Source organism: Brucella gallinifaecis, assembly GCF_006476605.1.
GTDB classification, from domain to species: domain Bacteria; phylum Pseudomonadota; class Alphaproteobacteria; order Rhizobiales; family Rhizobiaceae; genus Brucella; species Brucella gallinifaecis.
The window spans coordinates 88,977-106,384 of the sequence record NZ_ML636804.1 but is presented as its reverse complement, the minus strand read 5'-3'; the positions used below and the strand labels follow the sequence as shown (position 1 = coordinate 106,384).

The window sequence follows — 17,408 nt, the reverse complement described above, 5'->3', positions numbered from 1 at the left end:
TCGATTGGAGTGCGATCAGCAGCATAAGTCCCGGTTTGAATATCCGGGACCATGCTGCATCGGCAAATCAGTTTTCAAGCTGCGTCATACGCTGCGGCTGAGTCAGACAAAGGATATCATTTGCCCACTGGCTGAAATCGACTGGCGAAGACTTGCGCAGATCCGCACGCGCCTCACGCACCATCTGCTCCTGATGCATAAGATCATCAATACAGACCGACTTGCCATCCCAGCAACGATTCACAATATTGTGGAACAGCGCCTTATCATCATAGGCAAAATATTGCACAGGCGCCTTTTCACTGGGCTGTACCAGCGAAGCATAACGCTCACGAGTCAACTCCTGACCGGAAGCTTTCGCGTCAGCAACCCACTTGTCAAAACCGGCCTGATCCAGTGAGCGTGCCTTGAAACGCATCTGCGCAAAGCCCTGACCACTGTAATTGGCCGAAAACCCGTCGAATTCGCCTTCATAATTGGCAATCAGATGAAGCTTGGTCTGCATGCTTGGCATGGTGTAAACCTGACTGCCAAGCGCAGGAATGAAGAAGGAATTCATAATGCTGCTGGATGTCAGCTTGAAGTTCACAGGAACATCAACAGGCATGGCCATTTCATTGACCGAGGCAACGCCGAGATCAGGATAGATGAACAGCCACTTCCAGTCGAGCGCCACAACCTCGACATTGATTGGCTTTACATCGGACACCAGCGGACGATAAGGATCCAGCTTGTGCGTCGCAATCCACGTCACGGTTCCAAGCACAATAATAATCACCACGGGGATCAACCAGACCGCCGCTTCAATTTTGTTGGAATGATGCCAATCAGGCAGATACTCCGCTTTTTCGTTGGTAGCGCGGTACTTCCAGGCGAAGTAAAGCGTCATACCAATGACCGGGAGTACAACGAGCAGCATGAGACCTGTTGCAAAATAAATGAGATCGCGCTCTGCCATACCAACTTCTCCTTTCGGAGAAAGCAGGACCTGGTTCTCGCAGCCGGCGAGAAACGCCGTGAGGGCCAAGACGGCGAACGAAACGATCGTCCGGGGGGTGCCGTGTTTCATTTGTTTTTCCATCCTGCGCACAGAACATCAGTCCGGCGCATTCGTCATTTCCTAGATTTCGGTAAATTCTGAAAATTTCAAAAGTACCGTTATAACGAATAATCCCGTTTGTCACGCCTCTGACTAAAAATGTATTGGATCGAAATGTCGCGGCTATGGGGTGTTGGCGAGTCATATTCGACTCATTCAGAATCAAATCAGACAAACCAGTCGCAGTTTGCGGCTCTCTACAAGTTCAGTTCAAAAGATTCAAGACGATATTCTAGCGTAAACTAACCGCAATTAACCGAATTTAGAAAATATGCTCATAAGAAAATCGCAAGTATAATAAATATTGTAAATGATTGTTTTATATTTGCGAGAAATAAACCTGAAGAGACATACATGATTTTTGGTAACTTGCCAATTGAAGAAGCTGAAGGAGCGATACTTGGCTATGCAATTGCCGCAGGCGCCCACAGTTTTCGCAAAGGTACTCTGCTTACAAGCGAACATCTGGCGATACTGAAACAGCAAGGTATCACGCATATTCACGCAGCACGTTTGGAGAATGGGGATATTTTTGAAAATGAAGCAGCGTTTGCAATTGGGCAAATGCTGATTTCAGAAAATGTCGAAGCCGGCAAAGCTGTAACCGGTCGCATCAATCTTTTCGCCCGGCACGATGGTTTATTTCAAGTCAGACCGTCAATCATCGATATGATCAATCTGCTTGATCCACGCATATCGATTGCGACCTTGCGCAACAACTTGCGTGTTGATCGCGGCCAAATGATCGCAACGGTCAAAATCATCCCCTTTGCCATTCCTGAAACATTAATCAAAAAGCTCCACGACACACAGAACACGGCTGAAACAATCGACGTCAAAGCGTTCAAAGCCACGCGGATTGGCCTCATACAATCGCGAATGCCTGCAATACGCGAAAGTGTACTCGAAAAAACAAAAGAGCTGATTTCCAGCCGGCCAACCGCAATCACGGTTCCATCAGCGTTGAACTTCGCGTTGAACATGAACCGACCGCACTGTCACAATCAATCAAGCAAATAGCAGATTCTTGCGATGTGATCGTTATTTTCAGCGCCTCTTCCGTTGCCGACGAAGCTGACATTGTTCCACGTGCAATCATCAATTGTGGTGGCCATATTTTGCGCATGGGGGTTCCTGTCGACCCCGGCAATCTTCTCATTCTGGCCAGGCTCAACGGAAAATATATCGTTGTCGCCCCCGGATCTGCGCGAAGTGCCCGTGAAAACAGCCTTGACTGGATACTGGATCGCCTGATGGTGGGCATGGAGCTCGATGCCGGGGAGCTTGGTCAAATGGGGGTTGGCGGACTTCTGATCTAGGGTCAGGACTCATTAATTTGGTGGGAATGGTGTGAGGCCATCCGTTCGGATACGAGAAGGAAAGGCGAAGGAAATGTGGTTCATTTTCAAGACTTTACGACGAAGTAGGCCGGGCGGATGGACCACATCCTTCGGACATCGAAATGACTTGGCGATCTGCTGCGTCGAGCCGCTCAACCGGGGGAACCACCCCGGTCCTCACGTCTCTCCTCGCATATCTTGTCATTTCAGATGCCATTCTCATCAAATTAATGGGTCCTGACCCTAAAATCGATCAATAATTATAGTCAAAGACAAGAATTCCATCGATCCCGCCATCTGCAAGCCTGACCAGTTCACTGCCCGCAATCACATGGTCGGGATGGGTGAGATAGCTATCGCGTGAGGCTTCATCTAAAAAATCGACCACAAAACCATGCCGGAAGCCTTTTTCCAGCCCTTCAGGACTGACATTGGCTCCCGTGCTGATTGCAGTAATACCAGCAATTTTTTCGCGCAACGCAACAATTTGATCTAATGCCGCATTGATTGAGGTTTCCTCGACATCCGATCTGAATTTCACAAGCACGATATGACGCAGCATTCAGCCCACTCCCGTTCAAAAATCTCATTAGAGCGCGTTTCGATCTGATTGAATCAGATCGGCGCTCTAACTCTTTCTACCTTAAGCATAATCGTATCGATCCTCGTTGAACGAAAATCGGATCATGCTCTAAAACATGTTTTATTTGAAATATAATCATATCAATCGTCGTGTCGTTGCGACAGGACTTCTATGCTCAAACGAAAAAGGCCGGGCTAAACCCGACCTTCCGCTTTCATTGCGGTTATGTGCCAGTACATCCGTGGTCACATTACCGAATGAATCCCCGATACACAGACAGATTTAATAGCTGTGTATTTCAAGATTATGACATCACCAGCCGATCAATCAGGCTGCCATCGGCGTTTCAACCGATGCCGGATGATTATAGTTCCAGACCTCGATCAAACATTGCCGCATCAGATCAAGATCAACCGGTCCGATCCGGCTCAAGACCATATCCAGCTCGTCCGGCTCAACACCACGATTGAGAAGCTCGACAATTGCTTCTATCAAAACTCTTTTATCGTCAAATCTATAGCGCTGCATAAGCTTGCTCCGCTAAATGCCCCATTTTGATACAGCTAGATTATGCCGACATGGTTAACCAAAACTTACTTTCTGTGAATTTGTAAGAATAAAAAACGCCGGGGAAATCCCCGGCGTTTCCATTCAATTCAAAGAGTGGATCAGTCAAGACCAACGATCTTGCCATCTTCCCATTTGAACACGTCAAAGCTTGGTGAAGACAGATCGCCCGTTTCACCATAAGTCAGCTTACCGATAACGGTTTCAATTGGCTGACCATCACGAAGCACCTTTGCAACAGCAGTCACATCATCCGTCGTGCCAGCGCGTTCGATACCATCTGCAAGAACCTGAACAGCGGCATAGGCATTCATTGTAAATGCTTCAACCGGAATGTTCTTAGCGGTCAGCGCATCGACAGCTTCCTTCGAAGCAGGGTTTTTCGTCGCATCAACGGCATTGGTGAACAGCGTGCCTTCGGCATTGTCCTGACCAATTGCCCAGAATTCGGTATTGGAAAGACCTTCACCGCCGAGGATCAATGCTTTCAGACCTGCATCATGCAACTGACGTGCCAAAAGACCGCCTTCACCATGATAGCCACCGAAATAGACAACTTCAGTGCCGGCAGCCTTCAACTTGGATACGAGAGCGCTAAAATCCTTGTCGCCGGGCGTAACAGAATCATACTGGACTTCCGTAATGCCGTCCTTGTTGATTGCCGCCTTGAAGGAATCCGCCAGACCCTTGCCGTAAGCGCCCTTATCGTGAACGATAGCGACCTTCTTGTCCTTCAGGTTTTTCAGGAAATATGCCGCCATGACATCTGCCTGCTGGTCATCACGGCCGCATGTACGGAACACAGTTTCCAGTCCACGAGCGGTCAGATCCGGTCCGGTTGCAGTTGGTGTAACCATCAACACGCCGTTTTCAGCGAAAACATCGGAAACGGGAATTGCAACGCCGGTCGTAACCGGACCAACAACAAACTTGACGCCTTCGCCAACCAGCTGGTTAGCAGCCGAAACGCCCTGCTTTGGCTCGCCGGCGTCATCAGCAAATTTCAGAACGATCTTTTCGCCCTTGATACCGCCATTGGCATTAATGACTTCAACAGCGGTTTCCGCGCCCTTCTTGACCTGATCACCATAAGCGGCAACCGGACCGGTAAGCGGTGCAACAAGGCCAACGGTAATATCCGCATAAGCAGCACTGGCAAAACCGAGAGTAGCGGCAAAAGCCACGCTGGACAGAAGCTTGTGGTTCATTCTTTTTCTCCTTTGCAAGGCCTCGTATTTCCCGATGCCCCCAGACAACCCATACCGGTCAAAGCGCAACGCATCTGCGTCACCGAATTGCCGGTCCTCCCTTTTATTTCAATCACGCGATCTTAAAAGGTCATTCCAAAAGCACGCCACACCACTGCCCTTTTGCGACATCAGAGCCATAATATTATCCGAAATCACACAGGTTCTTTCAGAATCATGCTCCTGAAGGGGAGCGTGCTTTCATGATCTGATAAGAATGCATTTCCGGCTTCCGATTGCAAGGGTGCAAGAAGCGGCAAAATCAACGAAAATCTTCCTTGTCTTTCAGGGTCGGAATCACCTCATGAAAGGGCTGATTTTCTATAGTTTCCATCGATCTGGACAAAGCGGCTCAGGCTTCAGGGCCAATGGGCATTTCCTTTTGAAGAGGCTGCACCGCAGTTTCGTTTTCCTGGCTCATCCACCTGTTGATACGTGTTACCAACCAGTTATTGACCGGATTTTCATAAAGATGCCAGGCAACAATTGCAGCAAGCAGGCTTAATAAAGCACCGCCGCCAATCAGCAATATTGCCCCTGTGGTGGTATCTCCCCAATGTTGCGGAACAGCATTGAAAAACACCAGTCCTACAAGCGGGTGGATAATAAAAATACCAAAACTGTAACGCGATAATTTTACAAAAGGCCACCAGCGCAATGGTGTATATATGTCTTGTTTCGCAGCAAGATACAGTATGTAAATGCTGAAATATAAGAAGGTCAGGCGCCATGGACCTTCAAGTGTTGCAGGTTCACCAATAGTATTTTCAGGATGATAGAATAAAAATACACTCAGGCAGACAAAAAGCGCGACCATAATCAGAGCTTTGGGCATCTGGTAATGTTTCTGCCGTGCAAGCCACATGCCAAAAAGAAATGATGGCAATGCACGCAATATACCCAAATCAGCCAATTGAACCCGCGTCAGAGACGGAGCATTCAATTTATGCGCCAGATATTCTCCACCCAGAATGGCTGCAACAACAATAATAAGAATTGTCACTCCCAGTCGACGACAAAGCATGTCGAATAGCGGAAAACAAAGATACATCAGGAAAAGCGCACTCAGCGACCAACTGACGTAATTGTAAGAGAGGGTTTTCCCCAAGCCCCAATCATGAACAAGAAATAATTGCGCAAGCCCATCCCATAAACTCATATTGGGTTCCTGGCTCGGATGAAGAAGACCAGCAGCAGTCAGCACTGACAAGAGTGCGAAACAGGAGAAAGTTGCGACATGCAACGGATAAATACGCGCAAGTCTCTTTCCGACAAAGCCGGCATATTGACGCCAACGCCATATATATTCACTTCGCCCTGCCAGAAACAATCCGGAAATAAGAAAGAAAATATCTGTAAAATAAGCAAAAGTTAATATTACACTTTGAAGCACATCATTCTTTACAGGAATTCTGAATGAATAATGAAAAATTGCAATTCCCATACAAAGCAAAAAACGCAATCCATCGAATTCAACAAGTCTTTTCATACTGCACTTCACTGAAATTATTTCATTGAATTGGTGTAGTGATATCGAACGAAAAGTCTAGAAAAAATTGTAATTTCAGAAAAACACAACCAAAACATTTTCACTGCTAAATGAGTAAATTTCGGCATGTTGCAATTAGGCATCATCGATTGTTCATTTATGTGTAATCGCTGATCTTCGTAAAATAGAGCCATTGAATATTCGAGCGAATAATATATGAGCACATTTATCAACTTTTAGCCAGCAAGTCCCAGTAGGCAAGCCAGCGATTATGCAACGCTTATTTCGGGGATATTATGCCGGGGACTCCACACTGTTCAACAACCGTCAATCGCCGCTGGTTGGCAGCCTTATCAGCATCAGTCGCTTTATTAGCAGTAACACCTGCCCATGCGCAGGCTGTGCCTGAACGCGCTTCGGCACAGAGCACCCAATCTGATGTGAATGAGAGCGCAGAGACGATCAAGCTCAAGACAATCACATTGAGCGCAGAACGCGCAGCCAAAAATGTGCTTGATGTTCCGATGTCCATCAGTGTGATTGATCGTGATACACTTGATCGTCATCAGGTGCGCGATATTCAGGATATGGTGCGTTATGAACCCGGTGTAAGTGTCGACCGGCAGACGTCGCTCGCCAATCCTTTCGGACAGCTCAACAGCTTTAATATTCGTGGCGTCGGCGGCAATCGTGTTCAGATTCTGGTTGATGGCGCCCGTGTTCAGGAGCGGATTACAGATGGTAGCCGTGACTTCGTTGATCCCTTCAATATGAAGTCAGTGGAAATTACACGCGGTCCAAATTCTGTTCTATGGGGTGCAGATGCTCTCGGGGGTGTCGTATTTTTCAAGACACTCGATCCAGACGACCTGTTGGACGGTACAAAGCCCTGGGCTGTTGAAACCAAGTTCAGCTATGACAGTTTTGACAAGTCTTTTCGGCAGCAGATTACAGGCGCTGCCGAAGCTGGTGATTTCAAGATTCTCGGCAGTTTCGGACATATGAATGCATCTGAGCCTGATATGCGTAAAGCAAGGGCCGATGGCGGCATATGGGGGTGCCCACGTGAAGCCATCTGGCCATGCAATAAAGCATCCCCTATGGATACTGATTCCTATAATGGTTTGATGAAATTACAATGGAATCCATCGGCTGACCATGAGTTCAAGCTGACCGGCGAATGGTTTGAACGCAATAGCGATGTTGATCAGAAATATGATTCCGGTGCAGCCAATCCGCTCTATCTGAGCAGACCCAGCTTTTACTATGAAAACGAGAGCTGGGATCGTTCGCTAAAAATGCAGCGTTCTCGCTTTGCTCTGGAGCATCGCTGGAACGTCGGAGCATCCTGGCTGGATGAATTGAAGTGGAATATATCCTATTCGCCACAAAAGCGCGATACGACCAGCAATCAAATCCGTAATTACACGCTTCTCGCGCCGCCACGGCGTGAAGAGCGCATACAGATCCGCAACTATAGCGAGGATTTTCTACAGGCTGATGTCCAGCTGACATCGTCATTTGATCTTGGTCAGACAAGCCATAAATTAATCTATGGTTTTGCGGGCGATATCACCAAGAGCAATTATGACGGTGAGAATATCACCACCAATCTCAACACGGGCATCACCACGATCACGCCGCGTCAAGGCTTTAACTTTCCGAAAGTCGATACGGTTCGTGCCGATTTTTATGTTCAGGATGAAATTAAACTGCTGGATGAGCGTCTGACGCTGACCCCAGGATTGCGTCTGGCTACATATTCCATCGATCCGACCAAGGATGGCGATTATGTTCCGCTTGATGGTTTCGAGCCGGAAAAAATGGACAAGACGCGCCTGATCAAGCGGCTCGGCGCCATATATAAACTTGATGATACCTATTCGGTATTTGCTTCCTATGGCGAAGGCTTCAAAATGCCAACGTCTCAGCAATTGTTCGTCTCATCGACGTCTATTGGCGCAACGGGAATGGTAGAGGTTATTCCAAACCCGAAGCTGAAACCTGAATTTGTTCGAAGCTATGAAGCAGGTCTGCGCGGCGAGTTTGATCACGGCTATTTCAGTGCTTCTGCATTTTATTCAGATTACAAGGATTTCATTCGCAGCCTGCAACAGGTGCCGGGAACGGCTGATAAATATACATCAGACAATGTTGGAAGTGTAAAAATCTGGGGCATTGAGTTCGGCGGTGAATATGAGGTCTATAACAACCTCTTCGCCAATGCCGCTCTTTCCTATATGCGCGGTGATCAACGTGTTGATGCCGATTCTGAAAAGACACCTTTCGACGGCGCCATACCGCTGACCACGGTTCTTGGTCTGCGTTATATTATTCCTGAGTGGAACCTTGAAACTGAATTTGTCGGTACTTTTGCGTCCGGTGTAAAGCGGCGTGCCGACGAAAATGCTTTCAAACCATCGAATTACTCGGTGTTTGATGCCTATGCAAAATGGTCTCCGACCAAGCATATTGATGTGAATTTCGGCATCGAAAACATTTTCGACAAGCGCTACTTCCCGAATACGCTGACAGGCTATGCGAATAGTCCTGCTTCCTCATCGGTTGCCAATGTCAATCCACTTGAGATGCAGATTGCACCGGGCCGTACCTTCAAGATCGGCGCCACGATGCGTTTCTGATCGCAAATGATGATCAATATGCCGGGGCAGGTTTAAAGCTGCCCCGGCTTTCTCATGTCAGTAATGGTTGATTATGCTCATTGTGCTTAAACAATTTTGGCAATTGCTCAAATATTGCAATTCAGGTGAGGGAAAAGCTCTCAGCTGGCTGTTTCTGGCTTTGATATTCGCTTTGAAACTGGTCGGTATTTATGCAGGTCTCTGGCTCATCAAATGGACAGCAGATTTTTATAATGCGCTTGAGCAACGCAATGTTTCTGTTGCAATCAATCAAATCGGAGTTTTCTGGCTTATTGTCCTTATCAATACCTGTATCGGTCTTAGTGGCGAATATCTTCAAGGCACATTGAGAATCCGCTGGCGACAGAAACTTACAGAGATTGTTATTTCTGCCTGGATGGCAAACAAAGCCTATTGGCATCTGGCAATCCGCAAAGATGGACATAAACCCGATAATCCGGATCAGCGTATTGCCGAGGATTGCGAGCTATTTGTTAAACATACACTGGCGGAAGGCATTGATCTGATCACGACAATCATAGCTCTGTTTTCATATGTCGCAGTGCTCTGGGGTCTTTCAACTTATGTGCTAAGCTTTAGCATTTTCGGCATGGATATCGCTATTCCACGTTACATGCTCTGGGCAGCTTTTCTCTATGTGTTCATTTCATCATTTATGACGCATTTCTTCGGACAGCGTCTAAAAACAACCTTCGTTGAACAACAGAAGAAAGAAGCAGATTTTCGCTTTGCTATGGCGCATCTACGCCAGCATGCCGGCGATATTGCCGTGATGAATGGTGAAAACCGGGAGAAGCAGATCCTGGCAGATAAATTTTCGGCTGTCCGAGAGAACTGGTTCCGATTGGTCTTCCGTCAGGTACAGCTTGGCATATTCACATTTCCCTATCGGCACAGCATTTTCAAAATTCCAACCTTTCTTGGTTTACCGGCATATTTTGCAAGCTCATTGACATTCGGCGGGCTGATGCAGCTCGGGCAGGCTTTCTCGCATGTTTCCACCAATCTCTCCTGGTTCATATTCAATTATAGAAAATTGGCTGAACTCGTATCGGCAGTCTCACGACTGTCCGGGTTTTTAAATGCAATTCAAACTGTTGGTCGTGAGGGACAGATATCCATTGCACAGCCTGCACATTCATCACTCAATTTGCGTGATGTCACATTGAAAACGCCCGATGGGCAGGATTTGTTGAAAATTTCTAATCTCGATATCGAAGCGGGTAAAACTGTCTGGTTGCGGGGGCGTTCGGGCCTGGGTAAGACGACATTGCTTCGTCTTATTGCAGGCGCCTGGAATTTTGCCAGCGGCACACTCCACCGCCCTCACGCGACAATGCTTGTGCTTTCACAAAAGCCCTATATGCCCAATGCATCTCTTTATGATGCGATAAGCTATCCGCTTTTTGCAGAACAATTTGATCAGGCTGAAATAGATACTGTCCTTGACAAGGTTGGATTATCAAAACTGTCACTTCCTGCGGCATCGGCTGAGAATATTGCGCCGGGAACATTATCTGGCGGCGAATTACAAAGACTTGCCCTTGCTCGCGCCTTGTTGATGAAGCCGGACTGGCTCTTTCTCGATGAAGCAACGAGTGCACTGGATAAACCGTCTGAAACGCAGTTGCTCAATCTTCTGCGCCATGAGCTTCCCAATTCAACCATCATTATTCTGGCTCATAGGGAGCCGGAAAATCTTTCAATCGACAGAGTGATTGATCTTGAGGCGTTTGGCGCACCCCAAACGCAAGCACCTGTCCTACAAACTGCATGAGGAAATTATGAGCGAACAACCGACCCGCGTAAAACTTCTGGCCGATGCGGCTGATATTCTCAAAACACTGCCTGCAATGGGCAAGCTTATGATCAATTCCAAAAGTGGTGGCGCAACGCATGAGCGAATTGGTGTGGTGAAAACAGTTGAGGTGCGTGACGGCTGGATTTACTTCTCAGGTGATGAGCATCATTCGCGCATAGATCTTTCGGCAATTGTCTCGCTGATTGCTGATCGCAGCAGCATCATGCAGGATAAGGTCTATCCCCGTATCGACCTTATCGCTGAAGATGAGAGTGTGATCGGAAGTGTGATCGGCTTTGATGGGGCGGAGCCGTTCGATCAGGCTCTGAAAGAATTTGCATTCTCTCAGCTTCCCCCCAAAGACAAGAATCGCGGCAACAGTGAAGCGGTAGAAATCGGTGATGACGAACCCGGCTTGAAGCCATTTGTTGCGGCTCAGCGCAATAAGGCTCAAGTGCGTATTGCCCTTGATCTGCCGGCATTCAAACAGGAATGGAGTGGTGAAATGCCGGAAGTGCGCCCATCCCGCGGTTTTATTAATGTCATGAAACCCGATTTCCACTTGCATCTTAAAGCAGGTCACGTTGCATCCTGGCGTGAAGCAGAAGAGGGAAATGAGCATCGCTTTTATGCGCTTGATGCGAGCGGGCAGGAAACAGGCCTTGTCATCTCTGCCAATAAGGAGGCGTTTCAGTGACTTCAGAATTGCTTTCTTTCCAACCGGGACAATGGGTTGATCCCAAATCCCTGACAATCCGCACTCATCGATCTGTGATGCAAGAAATGGCTGAAAATCGTGTCGTTCTTCTCGGAGAAACCCATGATCGATATGACATTCACCGTTGGCAGGTGAATGTTGCAGCTTCTCTTCTTGCCCTTAGAGACCAGATTGCTGTGGGTTTTGAAATGTTTCCAAGACGGCTGCAATCTGTATTGGATGAATGGGTTGCAGGCCATCTGGATGAGGCCTCATTTCTGCAAAAGGCAGAATGGGGCAAGGTCTGGGGTTTTGAGGCTGATCTCTACTGGCCGCTTTTTCATTTCTGCCGCGAGTTCAAAGTGAAAATGCTGGCACTCAATTGTCGTCGCGATCTTGTTACGCGCGTGGGCAAAGAAGGGTGGGATGCCATTCCTGAAGTCGATCGTGATGGATTAACGCCTGCACGTCCTGCCAGCCTTGCGCATCGTGAGCACCTCCTTCGCCTCACAAATGGCGGACCTCCTTCTATGCAAGGCAAGTCAGCGGATGCACCAGAATTTGATCGCTTTGTTCGCGCACAGCAAACATGGGACCGGGCTTTTGCCTGCAATATCGCAGCCTATCTTAAAGAAAAGCCGGAAGCGCTCGTCATTGGCATCATCGGTCGCGGGCATATGGAATATGGTTTTGGTACGCCCGATCAGCTGGATGACCTTGGCATTGGTCAAGTCGGTGTGCTTTTAACCGAAGATGTTGATTCAAGGCAAAACGGGCTGAGCCAATCCAGCATTGCTGATGCCATATTTGGATTACAGGGCAAGTCATAAGAAAGCTTGCCACTTCAAGAGCGAGGCCGTTCGTATTTAACTGCGAATGGCCGAAGCGCGTTATCGATTGCGGCATTCTGCACTCAAATACAAATAACCGATCCAGTTCTACACTGTGAACCTAAGCCAATGATTTTATATGAAACTTAGTAATATCCAAGACTTGCAAGGTTATTGGTGGAGCCAAGCGGGATCGAACCGCTGACCTCTTGCATGCCATGCAAGCGCTCTCCCAGCTGAGCTATGGCCCCATCAGTCCTCTTTCGAGGTCGTCCAGACAGAATTTCTACCCGGTGTGGCGGCTTCTTAAATGGCGTTTGCGAGAAGATCAAGAGCTAAATCGCAACTCTTTTCGTAACGCTCGAAAATAATTGCAGATTATGTTCCACAAGCCGCAAAAACCGCAAAAACAACAAGGCGGCCCACTGAGCCGCCTTGTATAAATCTATCCGAGAAAACGGTGATCAGACTTCGTCATCATCACCACCAACGCCACCGCCAAGAATGCCGGAAACGTCGTCGTCTTCATCTTCTTCCTCTTCAAGGAATGTATCTTCATCGTCATCGCCCAGATCGACGTCATCATCGATATCCGGAAGATCTTCACCACCCTTAGCTTCGTCATCCGCGTCTTCGAGAGACACGAATTCCGGCTTTTCAAGTGCTGTATCCAGCTCTTCGGTTTCGTCTTCTTCCTGTTCTGCCGCGCGGGTTTCAGCGACAGTCGCTTCAAAATAAGAACGCGGATAGGAAATGCCGGTATAAGGTGAGACAATCGGATCACGATTGAGATCATAAAACTTCTTGCCCGTTTCCGGGTCGATGCGCTTGGTACCAAGTTCAGCTTTTGCCACGTTTAGCCTCTTGAGTTGATTTCGCCGTCGCGCCAGCGACATTTTCATGCTTTCAGCTTGCCATCAAACTCCTCAACCGGCAATCAGTCGGGAGAAGGCGGAAGACGCGCCTTACAGTGTTGTTTTGGTGCATAAACGCAATTTGCAGCTTTTGTCAAAGCCAAAGACACATTCTGCACGCTAACTATGCCTCAAAACACATATTGGCGGATGACCACGCCTTGTTCCTGTGTTAGGAAGCTGCCGCTTTGATTAATCCAGCGTGAATAACGCCAAAATGAGACAGTGAAGAATCCATGTCCCATTCCGCTACCCCGAAACCTGCCACCGCCCGCCGTTCAGAGGCTTTGACGGGCGAAATACGTATTCCGGGTGACAAATCCATATCGCATCGTTCATTCATGTTCGGCGGCCTTGCTGCGGGCGAAACCCGCATCACTGGCCTGCTTGAAGGTGAAGATGTTATCAATACAGGCCGCGCCATGCAGGCGATGGGTGCCAGGATTCGCAAAGATGGCGATGTCTGGGTCATCAATGGTGTCGGCAATGGTTGCCTTTTGCAGCCGGAAGCTCCGCTTGATTTTGGCAATGCCGGAACCGGCGCCCGCCTTACCATGGGGCTTGTCGGCACCTACGACATGACGACAAGCTTTATCGGGGACGCATCATTGACCTCACGCCCGATGGGACGGGTGCTCAATCCGCTGCGTGAAATGGGCGTGCAGGTAAAGGCCGCAGAAGGCGACCGCATGCCATTGACGCTCACAGGTCCAAAGACTGCAAACCCGATCAGCTATCGCGTTCCCATGGCATCGGCTCAGGTGAAATCGGCAGTTCTGCTTGCCGGTCTCAACGCGCCGGGCGTTACAACGGTCATTGAACCGGTCATGACGCGCGATCACACAGAGAAAATGCTGCAAGGCTTTGGTGCTGACCTCACGGTTGAGACCGACAAGGAAGGCGTGCGTCATATCCGCATCGTCGGACAGGGCAAACTCACCGGCCAGACCATCGACGTGCCGGGCGATCCATCCTCGACCGCTTTCCCGCTTGTCGCAGCTCTGTTGGTTGAAGGTTCGGATGTGACTATCCTCAATGTTCTGATGAACCCGACCCGTACCGGGCTTATCCTGACATTGCAGGAAATGGGCGCAGATATTGAAATCATCAATCCGCGTCTTGCCGGCGGTGAAGATGTTGCTGATCTTCGCGTGAAGTCATCCAAACTCAAAGGCGTTGTGGTGCCGCCTGAACGCGCACCGTCGATGATTGATGAATATCCGGTTCTGGCAATTGCAGCTTCTTTTGCCGAAGGTGAAACAGTGATGGACGGTCTTGACGAATTGCGCGTCAAAGAATCAGACCGGCTTGCAGCCGTTGCTCGCGGCCTTGAAGCCAATGGCGTTGATTGCACCGAAGGCGAGATGTCGCTGACGGTTCGCGGTCGTCCAGGCGGCAAAGGCCTTGGCGGCGGTACGGTTGCAACACATCTGGATCACCGCATTGCGATGAGCTTCCTTGTCATGGGTCTGGCCGCTGAAAAGCCAGTCACCGTTGACGACAGCTTGATGATCGCCACTTCATTCCCGGAATTCATGACCATGATGCCGGGCCTTGGTGCGAAAATCGAAGTCAGCGAGAAGCAATGACAAGTTTCGTCGTAGCCATCGACGGACCTGCTGCTTCGGGCAAGGGAACCCTTGCCCGGCGGATCGCCATTCATTACGGCATGCCACATCTTGATACCGGCCTGACTTATCGTGCAGTCGCGAAAGCGCTGCTTGATAAGGCGCTCCCGCTTGATGATGAGGCGATTGCGGCGGATGTGGCGCTCAATCTCAATCTGCATGACATGGATAAGGCTGTGCTTTCAGCCCACACCATTGGCGAAGCGGCATCGAAAGTAGCGGTCATGCCTGCAGTGCGCCGGGCGCTCGTTGAAGCCCAGCGCAGTTTTGCCAATGCTTTGCCTTCAAGCGTGCTTGACGGACGAGATATTGGGACGGTTGTTTGCCCGCAGGCGCAGATAAAGCTCTTTGTAACTGCATCGCCTGAAGTGCGTGCACAACGCCGCTTTGACGAGATTATTGCCAAAGGCGGCACAGCTGATTTTGATGAGATTTTGGCTGATCTCAAAAAGCGCGACGAGCGCGACATGAACCGCACGGATTCACCGCTCAAGCCCGCAGAAGACGCGCACTTGCTAGATACAAGCAAAATGAGTATAGAAGCAGCATTTCTGGCGGCGAAAAAGCTGATTGATCATGCTTTTGCGCAGCGAACGGCATAATTTCGAGACAGTTTAGCGACTTTCTGATAGAATAATGCTGGAGAATTCCGGGTTTGTTCCTATATAGGGCTTACTCATCTTTATAACCTGACTTCGCGTTCCACGCGCCGGTTGTCTCTTGAGAGACGGAGCCGAAGGACAGGCCTAACGCAACTCTAACCCCCGGCGCCGCATCCGATGTTTGTTTTATGCCGGATGCATCAGGAGTATTTATGTCTGAATTTAATCCCTCCCTCGCAGACTTCGAATCGCTGCTGGCTGAATCCTTTGCCAATAATGACCTTGCAGAAGGTTATGTTGTAAAGGGTCGCATCGTTGCCATCGAAAAAGATATGGCAATCATTGATGCCGGCCTCAAGGTCGAAGGTCGCGTACCGCTGAAGGAATTCGGCGCGAAGGGCAAAGACGGCTCGATGAAGCCGGGCGACGAAGTTGAAGTTTACGTTGAGCGCATCGAAAACGCACTCGGCGAAGCTGTTCTGTCGCGCGAAAAAGCACGTCGTGAAGAAAGCTGGGGCAAGCTCGAACAGAAATTCGCAAACAGCGAACGCGTCGACGGCGTCATCTTCAACCAGGTCAAGGGTGGTTTCACCGTCGATCTGGATGGCGCAGTTGCCTTCCTTCCACGTTCACAGGTCGACATTCGTCCGATCCGCGACGTTACCCCGCTTATGCACGTCCCACAGCCTTTCGAAATCCTCAAGATGGACAAGCGCCGCGGCAACATCGTTGTTTCTCGCCGTACAGTTCTTGAAGAAAGCCGTGCGGAACAGCGTTCGGAAATCGTTCAGAACCTTGAAGAAGGTCAGGTTGTTGACGGCGTTGTCAAGAACATCACCGATTATGGTGCGTTCGTTGACCTCGGCGGCATTGACGGCCTCCTGCACGTTACCGACATGGCATGGCGCCGCGTCAACCATCCTTCGGAAATCCTCACCATCGGCCAGTCGGTCAAGGTGCAGATCATCCGTATCAACCAGGATACACATCGTATCTCGCTCGGCATGAAGCAGCTCGAGAACGATCCTTGGGATGGCATTGGTGCGAAGTACCCGATCGGCAAAAAGATCACCGGTACTGTAACCAACATCACCGATTACGGCGCATTTGTCGAAATCGAGCCAGGCATCGAAGGTCTGATCCACGTTTCAGAAATGTCGTGGACCAAGAAGAACGTACATCCAGGCAAGATTCTTTCGACCACGCAGGAAGTCGAAGTTGTTGTGCTCGAAGTTGATCCGGTCAAGCGCCGTATCTCGCTCGGTCTCAAGCAGACTCTCGACAACCCATGGACGACCTTTGCTGACAAGTACCCACAGGGCACAATCGTTGAAGGCGAAGTCAAGAACAAGACCGAATTCGGCCTGTTCATTGGTCTCGACGGCGACGTTGACGGCATGGTTCACCTTTCCGATCTCGACTGGAACCGTCCAGGCGAGCAGGTCATCGAAGAATACAACAAGGGCGAAGTTGTTAAGGCCGTTGTTCTCGACGTTGACATCGAAAAGGAACGCATCTCGCTCGGCATCAAGCAGCTTTCCGGCGACAAGGTCGGCGAAGCAGCAGCTTCGGGTGAACTGCGCAAGAACGCCGTTGTAACCTGTGAAGTCACAGCCGTTACCGATGGTGGCCTTGAAGTCCGTCTCGTTGACCACGATCTCGACAGCTTCATCAAGCGTTCGGATCTGTCGCGTGATCGTGACGAACAGCGTCCAGAACGCTTCACCGTGGGCCAGAAAGTTGACGCTCGCGTCATCGCCTTCGACAAGAAGACCCGCAAGTTGCAGGTCTCCATCAAGGCTCTGGAAATCGCTGAAGAAAAGGAAGCAGTCGCTCAGTACGGCTCGACCGATTCCGGTGCATCGCTCGGCGACATTCTTGCTGCAGCTATGAAGAAGTCGGAAAACAACTAAGTTTTCAAGCTTCAATTCAAATAAGAGAAAGCCCG

At 49.3% G+C, this 17,408-nt stretch carries 15 protein-coding genes and 1 tRNA gene; 9 read left to right on the top strand and 7 right to left on the bottom strand.

Annotation, left to right across the window (positions count from 1 at the left end; translation table 11 throughout):
- Positions 1-67: 67 nt before the first annotated feature.
- Positions 68-1,069 carry a ubiquinol oxidase subunit II gene (cyoA, locus tag FHY56_RS08885; RefSeq protein WP_140904811.1) on the bottom strand — a complete coding sequence of 334 codons (1,002 nt, stop codon included), beginning with the start codon at positions 1,067-1,069 and terminating at the stop codon, positions 68-70.
- 384 nt (positions 1,070-1,453) lie between these two features.
- Between cyoA and FHY56_RS08880 the strand changes: the two genes are divergently transcribed.
- Together FHY56_RS08880 and FHY56_RS18170 are read left to right on the top strand one after the other, a co-directional pair.
- Positions 1,454-2,119: a molybdopterin-binding domain-containing protein gene (locus FHY56_RS08880; RefSeq protein WP_235889456.1), complete on the top strand. Its 666-nt coding sequence runs from the start codon at positions 1,454-1,456 to the stop codon at positions 2,117-2,119.
- Between the two features lie 14 nt (positions 2,120-2,133).
- The gene (locus FHY56_RS18170) at positions 2,134-2,418 is read left to right on the top strand and encodes a molybdopterin-binding domain-containing protein (RefSeq protein WP_235889454.1); all 285 of its coding nucleotides are present in this window, start codon (positions 2,134-2,136) and stop codon (positions 2,416-2,418) included.
- A gap of 274 nt (positions 2,419-2,692) precedes the next feature.
- Here FHY56_RS18170 and FHY56_RS08875 read toward each other — a convergent pair whose 3' ends face one another.
- The 4 genes from FHY56_RS08875 to FHY56_RS08860 all read right to left on the bottom strand — a co-directional run bounded on the left by FHY56_RS08875 (position 2,693) and on the right by FHY56_RS08860 (position 6,325).
- Positions 2,693-3,001 carry a Dabb family protein gene (locus FHY56_RS08875; RefSeq protein WP_140904810.1) on the bottom strand — a complete coding sequence of 103 codons (309 nt, stop codon included), beginning with the start codon at positions 2,999-3,001 and terminating at the stop codon, positions 2,693-2,695.
- A gap of 348 nt (positions 3,002-3,349) precedes the next feature.
- The gene (locus tag FHY56_RS08870; RefSeq protein WP_140904809.1) at positions 3,350-3,550 is read right to left on the bottom strand and encodes a hypothetical protein; all 201 of its coding nucleotides are present in this window, start codon (positions 3,548-3,550) and stop codon (positions 3,350-3,352) included.
- A gap of 140 nt (positions 3,551-3,690) precedes the next feature.
- Positions 3,691-4,797, bottom strand: coding sequence for an ABC transporter substrate-binding protein (locus tag FHY56_RS08865; protein WP_140904808.1), 1,107 nt, complete (start codon positions 4,795-4,797; stop codon positions 3,691-3,693).
- Positions 4,798-5,188: 391 nt separating this feature from the next.
- Positions 5,189-6,325, bottom strand: a complete 1,137-nt coding sequence (locus FHY56_RS08860) for an acyltransferase family protein (protein ID WP_140904807.1) — start codon at positions 6,323-6,325, stop codon at positions 5,189-5,191.
- 296 nt (positions 6,326-6,621) lie between these two features.
- Between FHY56_RS08860 and FHY56_RS08855 the strand changes: the two genes are divergently transcribed.
- The 4 genes from FHY56_RS08855 to FHY56_RS08840 all read left to right on the top strand — a co-directional run bounded on the left by FHY56_RS08855 (position 6,622) and on the right by FHY56_RS08840 (position 12,316).
- The gene (locus FHY56_RS08855; protein WP_140904806.1) at positions 6,622-8,967 is read left to right on the top strand and encodes a TonB-dependent hemoglobin/transferrin/lactoferrin family receptor; all 2,346 of its coding nucleotides are present in this window, start codon (positions 6,622-6,624) and stop codon (positions 8,965-8,967) included.
- Between the two features lie 82 nt (positions 8,968-9,049).
- The gene (locus FHY56_RS08850) at positions 9,050-10,765 is read left to right on the top strand and encodes an ABC transporter ATP-binding protein/permease (protein ID WP_158447742.1); all 1,716 of its coding nucleotides are present in this window, start codon (positions 9,050-9,052) and stop codon (positions 10,763-10,765) included.
- A 7-nt stretch (positions 10,766-10,772) separates the two neighbouring features.
- Positions 10,773-11,486, top strand: coding sequence for a hypothetical protein (locus tag FHY56_RS08845; RefSeq protein ID WP_140904804.1), 714 nt, complete (start codon positions 10,773-10,775; stop codon positions 11,484-11,486).
- Complete coding sequence (locus tag FHY56_RS08840) at positions 11,483-12,316, top strand: ChaN family lipoprotein (RefSeq protein ID WP_140904803.1); 834 nt, start codon at positions 11,483-11,485, stop codon at positions 12,314-12,316. The genes FHY56_RS08845 and FHY56_RS08840 overlap by 4 nt, the downstream gene beginning before the upstream one ends.
- A gap of 175 nt (positions 12,317-12,491) precedes the next feature.
- Here FHY56_RS08840 and FHY56_RS08835 read toward each other — a convergent pair.
- Together FHY56_RS08835 and FHY56_RS08830 are read right to left on the bottom strand one after the other, a co-directional pair.
- Positions 12,492-12,567 (bottom strand) — tRNA-Ala (locus FHY56_RS08835).
- A 213-nt stretch (positions 12,568-12,780) separates the two neighbouring features.
- Complete coding sequence (locus FHY56_RS08830; RefSeq protein WP_140904802.1) at positions 12,781-13,170, bottom strand: TIGR02300 family protein; 390 nt, start codon at positions 13,168-13,170, stop codon at positions 12,781-12,783.
- Between the two features lie 296 nt (positions 13,171-13,466).
- Here FHY56_RS08830 and aroA point away from each other — a divergent pair, with 296 nt between their 5' ends.
- The 3 genes from aroA (at position 13,467) to rpsA (ending at position 17,373) form a co-directional block, all read left to right on the top strand.
- Positions 13,467-14,819: a 3-phosphoshikimate 1-carboxyvinyltransferase gene (gene aroA / locus FHY56_RS08825; protein WP_140904801.1), complete on the top strand. Its 1,353-nt coding sequence runs from the start codon at positions 13,467-13,469 to the stop codon at positions 14,817-14,819.
- On the top strand, positions 14,816-15,460 hold the full coding sequence (cmk, locus tag FHY56_RS08820) for a (d)CMP kinase (protein ID WP_140904800.1): 645 nt from the start codon (positions 14,816-14,818) through the stop codon (positions 15,458-15,460). The genes aroA and cmk overlap by 4 nt, the downstream gene beginning before the upstream one ends.
- 212 nt (positions 15,461-15,672) lie before the next feature.
- Positions 15,673-17,373 carry a 30S ribosomal protein S1 gene (rpsA, locus tag FHY56_RS08815; RefSeq protein WP_140904799.1) on the top strand — a complete coding sequence of 567 codons (1,701 nt, stop codon included), beginning with the start codon at positions 15,673-15,675 and terminating at the stop codon, positions 17,371-17,373.
- The last annotated feature ends 35 nt before the right edge of the window (positions 17,374-17,408 follow it).

Coding starts and splice junctions, on each gene's coding strand:
- cyoA (WP_140904811.1), bottom strand. CDS start 1,069: ATGAAACACGGCACCCCCCGGACGATCGTTTCGTTCGCCGTCTTGGCC.
- FHY56_RS08880 (WP_235889456.1), top strand. CDS start 1,454: ATGATTTTTGGTAACTTGCCAATTGAAGAAGCTGAAGGAGCGATACTT.
- FHY56_RS08875 (WP_140904810.1), bottom strand. CDS start 3,001: ATGCTGCGTCATATCGTGCTTGTGAAATTCAGATCGGATGTCGAGGAA.
- FHY56_RS08870 (WP_140904809.1), bottom strand. CDS start 3,550: ATGCAGCGCTATAGATTTGACGATAAAAGAGTTTTGATAGAAGCAATT.
- FHY56_RS08865 (WP_140904808.1), bottom strand. CDS start 4,797: ATGAACCACAAGCTTCTGTCCAGCGTGGCTTTTGCCGCTACTCTCGGT.
- FHY56_RS08860 (WP_140904807.1), bottom strand. CDS start 6,325: ATGAAAAGACTTGTTGAATTCGATGGATTGCGTTTTTTGCTTTGTATG.
- FHY56_RS08855 (WP_140904806.1), top strand. CDS start 6,622: ATGCCGGGGACTCCACACTGTTCAACAACCGTCAATCGCCGCTGGTTG.
- FHY56_RS08845 (WP_140904804.1), top strand. CDS start 10,773: ATGAGCGAACAACCGACCCGCGTAAAACTTCTGGCCGATGCGGCTGAT.
- aroA (WP_140904801.1), top strand. CDS start 13,467: ATGTCCCATTCCGCTACCCCGAAACCTGCCACCGCCCGCCGTTCAGAG.
- cmk (WP_140904800.1), top strand. CDS start 14,816: ATGACAAGTTTCGTCGTAGCCATCGACGGACCTGCTGCTTCGGGCAAG.
- rpsA (WP_140904799.1), top strand. CDS start 15,673: ATGTCTGAATTTAATCCCTCCCTCGCAGACTTCGAATCGCTGCTGGCT.